Below are 13,480 nucleotides of genomic sequence, written 5' to 3'. Positions count from 1 at the left end.
CAAAATGCTTCTGATATGGTTATCAGAGTCGGTTGAAATCTACAATAACGCTTTGTAACATAGCCTTTACGCTATTTCTAAGGGTAACGTCATATTTTTTTCCAGTATTTCCCTAAAAATGGCCATAATGCAACATTAGTTTATACGCTCCTTGCCGCGGTAATATCACAGCAACTCGGTTTAGGACGTTTACCAGTTAATATTTTAATCCTAATTTCAGCATTTTTATGTACGATGGTGTGCCATCGGGCATTGGCAAAGACGCTGTCAATCAATATGATCCAGCAAGAGTTGGTGACGACTTACTAGAGGGACGCGTGAGCATACAAAATAACCCGCTTCTGAAGGAAACTTTGGATAGATGTTCCAGGGTCTTCATAATCCTGGCGGTGTTCGGCCTTGCCATTAACCTTCTGCTGTTAACGGCGCCACTTTTCATGATGCAGGTGTTTGACAGGGTCATTACCAGCCGCAATACCGATACGCTTATGCTATTGATGCTGATCGCGGGCCTCGCGTTGTTAACAATGGCAATCCTGGAAGGGGTTCGCACATTCATTCTCGTGCGCATGAGCCGCTGGCTGGATGGCCAGATTGGCGGCGCGGCTCTCACCGCCAGCATCATGTCGACTTTAACCACGGGTCGGGAGGCCAGCATTCAGGCGCTCCGGGACCTGGGTAATTTCCGGTCCTTTCTGACTGGTCCCGGTATCTTCCCCATTTTGGATGCGCCTTTTGCACCGATTTTCCTCGGCGTTATGTTTCTGCTTCATCCGGTTCTGGGCTGGATCGCCCTTATCGGTGCGGTCATTCTGTTGACGCTGGGCATCATAAATGAACGGGCGACACGAAAGTTGCTCGCTGAATCGAACGGCCAGCAGATGGTGGCGATGAAGCAGGCGGAGACTGCGTCCCGCAATGCCGACGTGATCGAGGCAATGGGCATGATGCCGCAGCTGATTAATCGCTGGAATGTCCGCCACGCGGACTCACTTGCGCTGCAGGCCCAGGCAAGCGATCGCGGCGGTGTTATCTCGGCGGCGTCCAAATTTGTGCGTGTTATGCTGCAAATCGGCGTAACCGGTGCGGGAGCCTGGCTGGTAATACAGGCCGAAATGAGCCCGGGGGCAATGATTGCCGGCTCGATTATCATGGGCCGTGCGCTGGCTCCGGTTGAGCAGGCAATTGGGTCCTGGAAAGGATTTCTCGGCGCGCGGGCAGCCTATAGCCGACTGAAAGCGCAACTGGAACAGAGCCCGCCACCGGGAACGGATCTGATGCCGCTTCCCCGCCCGCAGGGCGCTGTGTCGGTCGAAGGCTTGAGTTATACGCACCCGAACACCAAGGAACCGATCCTCCGTAATATCAATTTCCGGATTGAGCCCGGCGAAATTCTTGGCATTATCGGACCAACAGCTGCGGGCAAAACCACACTCGTACGGTTGCTTGTCGGAAACCTGAAGCCTCGTTTCGGCCATGCCCGCCTTGATGAAATGGACGTGGCCGAATGGAGTGCGGATGACCGCGGCCAGTATATTGGCTATCTGCCGCAGGATATCGAGCTGTTCTCCGGCACCATACGCGAGAACATCGCGCGGATGAATGACGGCGATCCTGCGCTGGTTATTGCCGCGGCGAAGAAGGCCGGCATTCATGACATGGTCCTGCGCATGGACAAGGGGTACGAGACGGAAATCGGCGAAGGGGGCGCGGCACTTTCTGGCGGTCAGCGTCAGCGTATCGCGCTTGCCCGCGCCCTATACGGAAACCCCAGCCTTCTTGTCCTGGACGAACCGAATGCCAATCTCGACAGCGTCGGCGAGTCGGCACTGATGCGCGCGATGGACAATCTCCGGGCAGAAGGCATGACTATTGTTGTCATCGCGCATCGACCGAATATATTGAAACATGTCGACAAGATCCTCGTCCTGAAAGACGGCGTGATGCAGGAATTCGGACCGCGTGACGACGTGATGATGAAGCTGCAGGGCGTACAAAGAGCGTTACCGGGACCTGGTAACAAGGCGATACAGGTCAAGAAGAATGCGGAAAAAGGCGCACCCCCCACTATGGCGAGGGCGAGGAAAACGGAACAACCGCCCTCTTCCGATATCAAGGTTTCAAAGAAATTTACGCCGCCATCCTATCGCGAGCCGATGATGGCTTCGACGCCACAAAAGGCGAATGGGACGCATGTAAATGGCAAGTCAAAAACGCCAAAGCGGGCGGCTGTTCTGACCATGGGGCCGAGCGAGAAAATCAAGGCCAAGATCCAGTCTCTGACTCCGCAACCTCTAACCGACGCAGATATTTCGAAAATATACTCTCTTTTCGTCCAGGGCGATCAGGAAGGTGCTTTGAAATATATTGAGGAAATCAAACAATGATGAATGTACGCGGGCCAATACTTTTTGGCCTGGTGATAATCTTCCTGTTCTTTGGTGCATTTGTGGGATGGGCAGCCTTTGCGCCTCTCGGCAGTGCGGCCATTGCACAAGGCGTGGTCAGTGTTGAAGGAAACCGTAAGTCGATCCAGCATCTTGAAGGTGGCATTGTGTCGGAAATCAAGGTCAAGGACGGTGACTTCGTTAAGAAAGGCGATGTACTGATTGTGCTGGATGAGGTGCAGTCAAAAGCATCGGTGGAAATCGTTCGTAGCCGCCGGGCAATTGCCCTGGCGCAGAAAGCCCGGCTTATCGCCGAGCGGGACGGATTGGACGAAATTGAATTTCCAGAATGGCTTCTTGAACGTAAGGACGAGCCTAATATCAAAGAAGCGATGGAGGGCCAGAAGAATATCTTCAAGTCCCGCCGCATATCGCGCGATGGGCAAATTACCATCCTGAAACAAAAAGCTTCACAGCTGGAAGAGGAAATTAAGGGGCTGGAAGGACAGATTACCTCTTCTGATCGGCAGATCGCACTTATCAGCGAGGAAATTAAAGACGTCGAGAGTCTCGTTAAAAAGAACCTTGCGAAACGGCCCCGTCTTCGCGCCCTGCAACGCAATCTTGCGGAACTCAGCGGCAACCGCAGTCAGAATATTTCGAGAATTGCGCAAACCCGGCAGGCCATTGGTGAGGTGGAGCTCCAGATAAACGAGCTGTCCAATGCCATGATCGATGAGGTGGTTTCGGAACTCAGGGATGTCCAGGCTCAGATATTTGATCTGGAGGAACAGACCCGCGCCTCGGAAGATGTGTTCGATAGAACGGAAATCCGGGCGCCGACGGACGGATATGTCGTCAACCTGCAGGTTCATACGACCGGGGGTGTGATTAAGCCCGGGGAGACAGTCCTTGATATAGTCCCGGATAATGTGCAATTGATTGTGGAGGCACAGGTCAATACCAAAGATATCGACTCGGTGTACATTGACGCCCGTGCCCAAATTCGGTTTCCAGCTTTCAGCCAGCGGTTTTCCTTGCCGGCAGAGGGCAAGGTTCTCAGCGTATCGGCTGACAGTCTCGAGGATGAGCGCACCGGAAATTACTATTATTTAGCAAGGGTCCAGATCGAAAACCTGGAGAACGCGGAAATAAAGGTCACTCAGCTGCGCCCTGGAATGCAGGCGGATGTTATGATCCTGACCGGTGAGCGGACGGCGCTTGATTACTTTATCAATCCGATTATTCTCAGCTTTAATCGAGCGTTGCGGGAAGATTGATTGGCAATGGAGGAGAATTTGTCTTTTATCAGTTGAAAGGCCGTAGTTTTTCTCGCAATGTAGTGGTCGTAGTTTCGTGTGTTTCTGACGTAAGGCCGTGATCTTTATGTAACATTGGCTTGCCTGAATGGCCCGATAACGAAATAGACACGTACCGATTTTACCCTTTTTAAATAGAAAGCTTCTAGGTTGTGCTTTGCTGAATCTAGAATTGAAAGCGTCAGTAATGAAAATCGCGATAGTTTCACGCCATGACCCGACGAACGTTTCCGCATGGTCGGGGACGCCATATTTTATTACGCGTGAAATACGGAAAATTTCTGATGATGTAGTCATTGTGAGGGCGACAAAGCTTTCGTGGGTCTTGGCGCTGACGAAGGTATGTCGCTACATCTTCAAGCAACTCGGATCGAGCATTGATTTATCCGTCACCGAGGCCTACAGCAAGGCGGCTGGTAAGGAAATCCAGAAACAGCTGGATCGTGTAAATCCGGATGTTGTTGTCGGGATTGCTGCTTCGCCCGAGCTTGCCAATGTGAAAGTATCTGTCCCTATTTTGCACATCTCCGATGCGACTTTCGCCATTATGACCGATTATTACCCGGAAGTGAGTCGCGTCCCGCAGTGGCTCTTGCGGGAGGGCAATGAGATCGAGCGTAAGGTAATTGAAAATTCTTCCTTTTCCATTTTTCCCTCTGACTGGGCAATGGATTCCGCGCGAAAGGATTATAATGCAAATTCGGAAAAGCTGCGGTTTATCCGGCTCGGGGCAAATGTCGGTACCCTGCCGACAGTGAATGAGGAGTATCTGGCAACCAAGTTTAATACCAGATGTAATATTCTGTTTATGGGGAAAGAATGGGGTCGCAAGGGTGGCGATATTATTCTGTCTGCGTATAAGCATATTCAGAACGCTGGCGTGGATGCACATCTATATATCGTGGGCTGCAATCCGTTTTCGGGAAGTCCGCCCGAAGGTGTAACGGTTCACGAATTCATCAAAAAAAGCGATCCGGAGCAGTTCGCCCTCTATAACAAGCTCTTTTCAGAGGCCTCTCTATTTGTACTGCCAACCCGTGCGGAGGCTTATGGTCTGGTGTTCGCGGAGGCGGCCGCTTTTGCGACTCCGGTGATTGCGCCGAATACCGGCGGGATCCCGTCCGTCGTCGATGATGGAAAATCAGGGGTCCTGTTGCCGCTTTCGGCAGAGGGAAAGGAATATGCAGAAACGATCCTTGCTTTATGGAAAGATAAGGAAAGGCTGCAGGAGATGGCGACCTACGCCCGCGGCAAATTTAAAGATGAATTGAACTGGGATAAATGGCGGGAGGATTTTGCTTGCCTACTCGAAACTTTACAAACGGTCCCGCCAAAAAAGGCTTCTGTGGGTTAAGCGGTGACGCGCGGCAGATCACGGAACAATTAATTCCTTAAACCAGATTATTGGGCAGTTAGAAAATGTCGAACAACCGGATTTCTGTTGTAATACCGGCGTATAATAGTGAGGCAACGATCTGCATGACGCTTGATTCCCTATTAAATCAGCAGCGGACGCCGGACGAAATTATCGTTGTCGATGATCATGGTATCAAGCCTGTAACGGAGGTCCTTGGGGATCGCTATCCAGACGTGCGTGTAATCCGTCATGAAACGAACAAAGGCGTTCAATATGCCCGCAATACCGGCTTTTCTGAGGTGAGCGGCGACTATATCTTCTTTCTGGACGCAGATGATATCCTGTGCCCGGAGTTCCTGAAAGTGATGCTTGGCGCCCTAGAGGAGAATCCGGATGCGGCGGCGGCCTTTGGGAGCTTTTACAAATGTTTCGATGGAAATGCCGCACCATTTCTGGAACGGCATAGGGAAATACCGCCCGAGATTACGGCGTTTTCCAAGCCCGAAGGCCTCACCTTTTATTTGAATAATACCGGCGCCTTTATCCCTTCCTTCAGCATTTTTCGCAGATCTGCGCTTGAGGCTATATGTCGGGACGGCGAGCTGTTTTCGACAAAGCTTGTCAGTAACGAGGATTTTCAGATGTTTGCGCGTGTTGTTGCAATGTTTGATATTCTCCACATCGAAAATCCGATGGGGGTCTATTTTTTGCAACCAAACAGTATTTCGCGAGATCAGGCCAAAATATGGTCGTCCCGCGCAGATGCCGTTGATTCATTGATTGAGATTTCGGATGAGCTCAAGCTTTCGGGTTTTCATATTGCCTTTCTGAAGAAGATGAGAGCGTCTGCCGCCCGGCTGTATGCAAGGGTTCTTGCGAATAATGGTGCGCGGAAACAGGCCTCGGAACATCTGTTCAATGAGTTCAAGCGATCACCGGAGATTAAAACGTTGGCCCTTATGTTTCTAATTTTCTTTGGCCTGCAAAAAAAGAAGATTGAATATGGCGGCGCGGAATATTAGAGCTAACCAATGAGTACAGAAACAATTTCCGTCGTTATCCCCGCGTATAATTCCTCGGCGACCATTTGCGAGACGGTTGATTCCGTATTGAATCAGACGCGCGTCCCTGATGAAATCATTGTTGTTGATGACTGCGGGCCCGATGACGTTGTCGCCGCACTTGGCGGCAGGATGGGACGGGTTAAATATATCCGTCATGAAAGAAACAAGGGCGTTGGCGGCGCGCGTAATACCGGCTTCCTGGCATCAACAGGTAGCCTGGTAGCTTTTCTTGATGCGGATGATGTTTACTTTCCGCAGTTCATCGAGATTGGAGCCCGTCTCCTGAGCGAAAGGCCGGATGTTTCGCTCTGCTTTGGCGCATTTCATAGTGCCTACGATCATCAGTTCTCTGATATTAAGGATCGGAGTATTCCCATTTCACCGGATGTCCGTTTCTACAGGCCAGAAGAAATTTTACCCGCATATTTGTATGATGCGACGTCACCACTGATTAATTTTGGGATAGTCCGGCGCCAGGCGATTGAAAAAATCCTGAAAGATGGCCTTGTCTTCGATCCAACCATCAAACTGACTGTAGATTTCAATTACCTGCTTGAGCTGTTCCTTCAGTTCAACCTTGTTACTATTGAAAATCCGTGCGGGATCTGGAGGCTCAGGCCGAACAGTATGTCCCAGGATCAACTTGCACTATGGGAAAGCCGTGTGGACAGCCTGAAAGCGGTGCTGGAAACATCATCCGCGAAATCGTCCTCTCCGCGGGCACGAAAGCTGTTGAGGAATAACCAGCACGCGTCGGTACGATATTGCGGTAAAATTCTCGCGAAGTCCGGAAGACGCATGCAGGCGATAAAGGTACTTGCGAAGGAATTCCGGGATTGCCCCAGTCTGAAAACGCTAGCCCTGTTGATCCTTATTGCGCTCGGTATTTCTTACCGGAAGCAAGAGCAAAATAGCGATGACTGGCGGGGCAGTATCATCAAATAACAATAATCCAAAGAAAAACGGCCCGGTGAACAAACCAAAACCTGGTGTTCACCGGACCGCCTTTTACAGTCTCTTGGCCTGTTGCTGCGACTTAGGCGAAGTCTAGCGAGTCTTCCGTCAAGGCGACGCCAATGACGTCGAGGTTTGAGCTATTGTGTTCGTCGAACGAGTCGATATAGGCTGTCCGTTCGTAAACTGACTGGCTTCCATCGATATAAAGGGCTTCGTCGATAATTGAATAATCGGCAATCTTGCCATGGAACTCGTCCGTGTTCTGGAACTCGGTTCCACCAACTGTGACATTCCACCATGAGGCGTCGGCAATACCGCCGGTTACAGCGTCGTCAACCCTCAGGGCTTGTCCATCCAGATAGATGGAGAAGGTATCCGCATCGTCATCAAGGACGAGCTGAACATCGTGCCAGTCCGTGTCGGTAATGGCATTTTCAAAGGTATAAACCTTCAACTGTCCACCTTCTTCGGCAAAATAGACAACGAGGTCATCGTCCTCAATCTGAACACCGTAGTTGGTATGGTTCCAGAGCAGCCTCTGGCGTCCGTCATCCAGGCTATCGAGCGCGAAGGTGATACTCGCCGTGAAATCATCCATCCCGAAATAGTCATCTTCCATCCCGAGGTTGATGATGCCGTCGCCAATATTGGCTGCGGCCACATTAAGAGCGGCAATTTCAAGTTCTTCATCCAGTGATGGATCGTCATTGTTGCCGCCATCACCGTTTGTCGGCTCTTCTGGTGTTTCGTCGACTGGGTCGGTGGGCACTTCCGGTTCTTCCGGGGTCTCGTCAACCGGATCTGTCGGCTCTTCCGGCGTTTCGTCGACCGGATCGTCATTTGGCGACTCGGTGCCGCTGACCATGGCTTCATATGACTCTGCTGCCTGATCTGCCGTGATGGCGCCCTGCGCAAACATTACGTTGTCGATGAGGCCATCGAAGGAATCCCCGAACTCTCCACCAACGTAAAAATCATGCCAGGCACTTCCGGTCTGGGTTGTCCCTTCAAGGCCGGAGACCGTCGCGACTTCATCGCCATCGACGTAGAAGACGGCTTCGCCGGTTTGCCCGGAGAAGGTCAATGTCATCTGATGCCAGTCGGTGTTGTTGATATCGACGTCGTCCATGGTAACCCAGTTTGTACCCTTCGACGTTACTATCGCGGCCATGATCGAGTCGGCGTTGATTTTAACAACGAAGCTGGAGGAGTAATAGATCGCATATCCGGATGCATCCTCTGCGCCGGCTTCTTTTTTGAAGTCGAACGTCAGGGTGTAGGCATCGTTGTTGATAAATTTATCGTCAGCGTCATAGATAATGACCCCATCGTTTAGCTTCGCCGCAGCCCGGTTGCCGACCTGTTCGAAGGAAACACTGTTCGAAACAGTGTCGTCATCGCTGTTCGCATCGGCCGAGTTCGCCGCGGAACCGTTCATCGCCGCCTTGATAAGAACAGTCGTTTCAACAGGTGTTGTCGGTTCTGTGTTATCGTCGGTCGGCTGGTTGGGGTTGCTAGGCTCTTCAGGGGTTTCGTTCGTGGGCTCTTCCGGAGTCTCGTTAGTAGGTTCTTCCGGTGTTTCGTTCGTGGGTTCCTCAGGCGTTTCGTTCGTGGGTTCTTCCGGCGGGTTGTTGTTGCCGTTAGACGACCCGGTGCCAGCTTCGGTGAGGTTTGCGCCTGTGTTCAGGTTCCCTGACTGGAGCAGATCGAGGAGGCTTGGGTTATAGGCCAGCGCATTTTCAAAAAGATTGCCAACATAGTTGGCGCCGTTTGGGTTCGTGTTCTGAACAATGATATTGTTCGACTCCGAGACAATCTGAATATCGTTGGTAAGTTCTGCGATCGGGGCGGAGAAAATATTGTTGTTGATAACCGCGTCTTTAACACCCAGTGACAGGACAACACCTGGTGCGTCATTCGGTGCGCCACTGCTTTGCAGCAATGTGTTGTTTGTAATGTCAATGCCTTGCGCCCCTTCGACCAGAATGGTCTGGTGGTCGGCAAGGTGGAAAACATTGTTGTCAATCACGACATCTTCGAAAGAAGCGCTCTCACCCCAGTGGTCTTCAAGATAGATGCCCATCATCCGGTCACCTTCGGCTTCAGCAAAGAAGTTGTCGGTGATGACGATATCGCTGCTGTTCTGCGACTGTCCGGTGTTGATCCAGAAATGGATGTAGTCGCCATGGTCTCCCGCACCGCCATAGTTGTATGGCGTTACGGCACCAAGATAGTTGCCGTCGATATTAACGTCATGAACATCGGCACCGGCGATATGCGACAGGCGAAGGTTCTCGATCGAGTTATTGAGAATATCGATGTTCACGGCTTCGATAAGGATAATACCCTTCTGGAAGTATGAAATATCGTTATTTTCAAAGGTGATATTCTGGGAATATTCTGCCGTTATACCGCGTGCAACCGGATACCCTGCAACGCTGCCGACACCGTTCTGGGTGGCGACGTCGCCTTCGATATGTGAATTGCGAACCGTGATGTCTGACGAATTCGATATCAGCACGGAGCTTTCATGCGAGTAGGTATTTACTGTGGGGTTGAAATCAACCTCGATGGTATCAAACGTAATGTTTGAAGAATTGTTTAGCGTAACTGTCTCGAAAACCGCCATATTATCAGGGTTGGCGGAAACGATAGTTACTTCCGAATTGAAATTCGCGTTATAAATATTCAAATCGCCATAATAGCCACTATTCAATACAATAGTTTCACCGCCGGTGGCGTTATTAAGTGCGGCACTGAGCTCTGCACTACTTGAGACTGTAATTGTCGTATTTGCCATTTTGTTTTTGCTCGCTCTTTACCAGAATAGTCCGGAATTAATTAAATCTGAAAATCAGCAGCACTTTTACTATAAATCGTTAATAGATCAGCTTCATTTGCGGTGCTTCTAATAAACAGTATATTTATTAACATGAAATTAATTTTATAACCTTTACTTGAGCGTTCTACTCAATATTAATAAAAACTTCATAAATGTTTCTGTTTTTTCTTCTTCCCGAAATTACTGTCACTTATACGAAGTTGAAAACATCAGATAGATTTAAGATTTTGCCAGTATCTCTATGAATAAGGCTAGAATATGGCACTTCAGGGGGCTTTTTAGGGCTCCTTGTTTTATAAACCTTTTGTTAATATAATGATTTCTTCTTAAAAAATTAGTTTTTTATTTAAAGAATTGTAATTGTAGGTAAATTTTTTGTTAAAATATGAACTTTTTCACTGTTACAGGAATACTTTTACAAGTAAGTTGAATCAAATAAAATTTTTGATTTCGGGGATTATTGTTCTATTTCTTGAATTTTTTTGCTGAATATATAGTAGGGCTTCAAACATAAATTTTTTTACGTTTCTGGCGCTGAAATATGGCTAAAACTATTGAGCTAGACTGGGCCAGACTATATGACGTCTGCGCCTCATTTCGCGGCAAAAACCAGAAATATTTTTTGGTTTTTATGAATTCGGGAATTTAGGCGTTAACTCGTTGGTTGCATTTTTTTTATTCCCATCCCCCATATGAGGGATGCGTGATCTAGCACGCCATCATATTCATATACCTAATTGGAATTAATCCTATCCGCCGGACGACCATGAACCGGCCTAGAAACTGGGAGTGAAATGGTGGTATTTCGTAAAGTAGCAATTGTCATGCTGACCATGTTGTTTGCTTATATGCCTGTGGCCGTTGGAGCGCCGCTAGCACTTGATGGAACTGTGGCTGAAAAAGCCGTCGCGGGCGTCACCAGTGTCAAACAGCCAGTCGATAAGAACATCGCGTCAACGCATCAGGCGTCGGCCTTTGCTCTTCTCAACGACAAACCAACCAGCAATCTCGTCGAGAGTAAGAACGGTGGCGGACTTATGAACTCGATTCCACTGTCACCGGCGCTATTGCTGTTCGGCGGTGCACTGGGCGCAATTTTGTGGCTCGGTCGACGCCGTAAAGCGGAAAACCCGGACTGGGAGCAATGAATTTCGATACAGACGGAATTTTAAAGAAGTAAATTTTCAATAGGAAGCAAGCCTTTGTCGGGTGATGCTTCAAAAGTACCATTTCAGTACCTATATAAAGTGGTGGTCGTGAGGCCACCACTTTTTTTTGTTGTTCACAATCATGTAAGTGGAATTCTATATAAGATAGCGCTAGCCTAGCGGTTTGGACACGAATGGATAAAGACAATTCTCACTGCTGGAAAACTGAAAGAAGAATTGAATGCCATTAACCCGGCTTAACAGATTTATTTCAAGACGGTCGACGGAGGAGACAGAGCCCGCCCTACCCGTGCAGGTCTCTGTTTCAGCCGCGGGAATGCCGAATGGGCAGCGGGCCTATGTAATTGGCGATGTTCATGGCCGTCAGGATCTGTTGGCCTCCTTGTTGGCGCGGATAGCCAAAGACCGGACGCAGCGCGAGGACGCGGAAACGCATCTTATTTTTCTGGGCGATTATGTGGACCGAGGCCCCGGCAGTTCGGATGTCATCGACCTGCTGCTGGACCTGAAGCGATCGGAAAAGAATGTCATCACGTTGAAGGGAAACCATGAGTCGGCGATGATGTCCTTTCTCCAGGACCCCATGAAAGGCAAGCGCTGGCTTCATTACGGGGGCGATGCGACTCTTAGAAGTTACGGCATTGATCTGGTGCTCGCGGAACTAACGGAAGAAAAAATCAGGAAAGCCGGACAGAAACTCAAAAAAAACCTGCCCGATTCCCATTTGCAGTTTATCAGCTCTCTCGAGGCGAGCCATGTAATGGGCGATTACTTGTTTGTTCATGCGGGAATCGAACCCGGACGGCCGATAGATGACCAGAAGGAGCACGACCTCCTGTGGATACGCGACGATTTTCTGGAGCACACCGGCCTGTTCGAAAAGGTCATCGTTCATGGGCATAGCATCATTCCGGAACCTGAATTCAAGGAAAACCGTATTGGTATCGACACGGGGGCTTTCTACTCGAACGTTCTCACCTGCCTTGTTCTGGAAGGGGATTCCAAGGAAATCCTATGAGGGTGCGGCTTTGTCTTATTGTGGCATTGAGCCTGCTCTCCTTCATTGCATTCACGTTACAAGCACCGGCATCGGCACAGGACGATGCGTCTCTCCCCGCCGGGTTTCTCGATCAGCCAGACATCTTCCCTGTAGGGGTTTGGCTGCAGGATCCAGAAAATGCGGTCCGTTTCAAAGCCATCGGAATAAATTTTTATGCAGGCCTATGGGATGGCCCGACAGAACGGCAACTCAAGCAGCTACAAGCGGCAAAGATGCCCGTTTTCGCACCTCAGAACGATCTCGCGCTGGGGAAAAGGTATAACGACATTATCGCCGGATGGATGATGCCGGACGAGCCTGACAACGCACAGACGCGCGCCGGAGGCGGGCTGGGTCCTCCAGTTTTACCCGATGATCTGATCCACCTGTATCGAACCATGAAAGAGCGCGATCCAAATAGGCCAATCCTTCTCAACCTCGGACAGGGTGTCGCCTGGGATCAATGGCACGGACGTGGGACGCGTACCAACCATCCGGAGGATTATGAAGACTACGTCAAGGCAGCGGATATTCTTTCCTTTGATATTTATCCGATCACGCATCCTGACGGCGGTATTCGCGGCCGGCTGGATTATGTCGCCCGTGGTGTCGACCGGCTGATTGGCTGGACAGATGGAGCCAAGCCGGTATGGAGCGTGATCGAAGCAAGCCGGGTATCTAGCGCCCACATCCTGCCAACGGGGGACCAGGTGCGGAATCTGGTTTGGCTCAGCATCATCCATGGCGCAGAGGGTATTATCTATTTCGTACACCAGTTTACGCCGGGGTTTGTGGAAGCGTCTCTTTTGGAGAATGACCCCCTCCGTGCCGCCGTTAAAGCCATAAATCAGCGCCTGCAAAATCTGGCCGGCGTCCTGAAAAGCGAGAGCTTGCCGGGAGTCGTCTCCATTGAGCCCAATGCCGAGTCTGACAATGCGGTGTCGGCGCTGGTAAAACAGGATGACTGCCATCTGTATATTTTCACGGGCTCACTGAGTAAATTTTCCACTGAAGTCCAATTCGGCATCCAGGATGGTGTCGACACAGGCCATGTTGAAGTGCTTGACGAGGCTCGCGTCCTTCCTCTCGTTGAGAGTAGCTTTCGGGATAATTTCGGGCCATACGCGACCCATCTTTATAAAATATCACGCAGCAAGCCGGGCTGCGAATAACGATCTATTTAGCTTGACCCCTGACCTGAATGCAGGGTGTCGCAATCGCCCATTTTGGGATGACCTCAATAGCGATGATTTAAAGCAAACGTTCGTTATTTTTATCGAACAATTCTCTTATGTAAGGGCGGACACTTACTGATCTGCCGAATCCAATATGATACCCTTTCCATA

At 50.0% G+C, this 13,480-nt stretch carries 9 protein-coding genes; 8 read left to right on the top strand and 1 reads right to left on the bottom strand.

Annotated elements, in window-relative coordinates:
• The first annotated feature begins 317 nt into the window (after positions 1-317).
• The 5 genes from J0X12_RS03470 (at position 318) to J0X12_RS03450 (ending at position 7,072) form a co-directional block, all read left to right on the top strand.
• Positions 318-2,387 (top strand): type I secretion system permease/ATPase, encoded by a 2,070-nt coding sequence (locus J0X12_RS03470; protein ID WP_207042297.1) that lies wholly within the window; start codon positions 318-320, stop codon positions 2,385-2,387.
• Entirely contained in the window at positions 2,384-3,667 is a 1,284-nt protein-coding gene (locus tag J0X12_RS03465) for an HlyD family type I secretion periplasmic adaptor subunit (RefSeq protein WP_207042295.1), read from the top strand. The genes J0X12_RS03470 and J0X12_RS03465 overlap by 4 nt, the downstream gene beginning before the upstream one ends.
• A 226-nt stretch (positions 3,668-3,893) precedes the next feature.
• Entirely contained in the window at positions 3,894-5,060 is a 1,167-nt protein-coding gene (locus tag J0X12_RS03460) for a glycosyltransferase family 4 protein (RefSeq protein WP_207042293.1), read from the top strand.
• Positions 5,061-5,125: 65 nt separating this feature from the next.
• Positions 5,126-6,085, top strand: coding sequence for a glycosyltransferase family 2 protein (locus J0X12_RS03455; RefSeq protein WP_207042291.1), 960 nt, complete (start codon positions 5,126-5,128; stop codon positions 6,083-6,085).
• Positions 6,086-6,094: 9 nt separating this feature from the next.
• Complete coding sequence (locus J0X12_RS03450) at positions 6,095-7,072, top strand: glycosyltransferase family 2 protein (RefSeq protein ID WP_207042290.1); 978 nt, start codon at positions 6,095-6,097, stop codon at positions 7,070-7,072.
• 91 nt (positions 7,073-7,163) lie between these two features.
• Here J0X12_RS03450 and J0X12_RS03445 read toward each other — a convergent pair whose 3' ends face one another.
• Positions 7,164-9,884: a LamG-like jellyroll fold domain-containing protein gene (locus J0X12_RS03445; protein ID WP_207042289.1), complete on the bottom strand. Its 2,721-nt coding sequence runs from the start codon at positions 9,882-9,884 to the stop codon at positions 7,164-7,166.
• 836 nt (positions 9,885-10,720) lie between these two features.
• Between J0X12_RS03445 and J0X12_RS03440 the strand changes: the two genes are divergently transcribed.
• The 3 genes from J0X12_RS03440 (at position 10,721) to J0X12_RS03430 (ending at position 13,306) form a co-directional block, all read left to right on the top strand.
• Positions 10,721-11,074, top strand: a complete 354-nt coding sequence (locus J0X12_RS03440) for a hypothetical protein (RefSeq protein ID WP_207042288.1) — start codon at positions 10,721-10,723, stop codon at positions 11,072-11,074.
• Between the two features lie 241 nt (positions 11,075-11,315).
• Positions 11,316-12,113, top strand: a complete 798-nt coding sequence (locus J0X12_RS03435) for a metallophosphoesterase family protein (protein WP_207042287.1) — start codon at positions 11,316-11,318, stop codon at positions 12,111-12,113.
• A 2-nt stretch (positions 12,114-12,115) separates the two neighbouring features.
• Positions 12,116-13,306 (top strand): alpha-amylase family protein, encoded by a 1,191-nt coding sequence (locus J0X12_RS03430; RefSeq protein WP_207042286.1) that lies wholly within the window; start codon positions 12,116-12,118, stop codon positions 13,304-13,306.
• Positions 13,307-13,480: the final 174 nt, after the last annotated feature.

This window comes from Sneathiella sedimenti (genome assembly GCF_017313765.1).
Classification (GTDB): domain Bacteria; phylum Pseudomonadota; class Alphaproteobacteria; order Sneathiellales; family Sneathiellaceae; genus Sneathiella; species Sneathiella sedimenti.
This window is presented reverse-complemented; position numbering and strand designations above follow the sequence as displayed.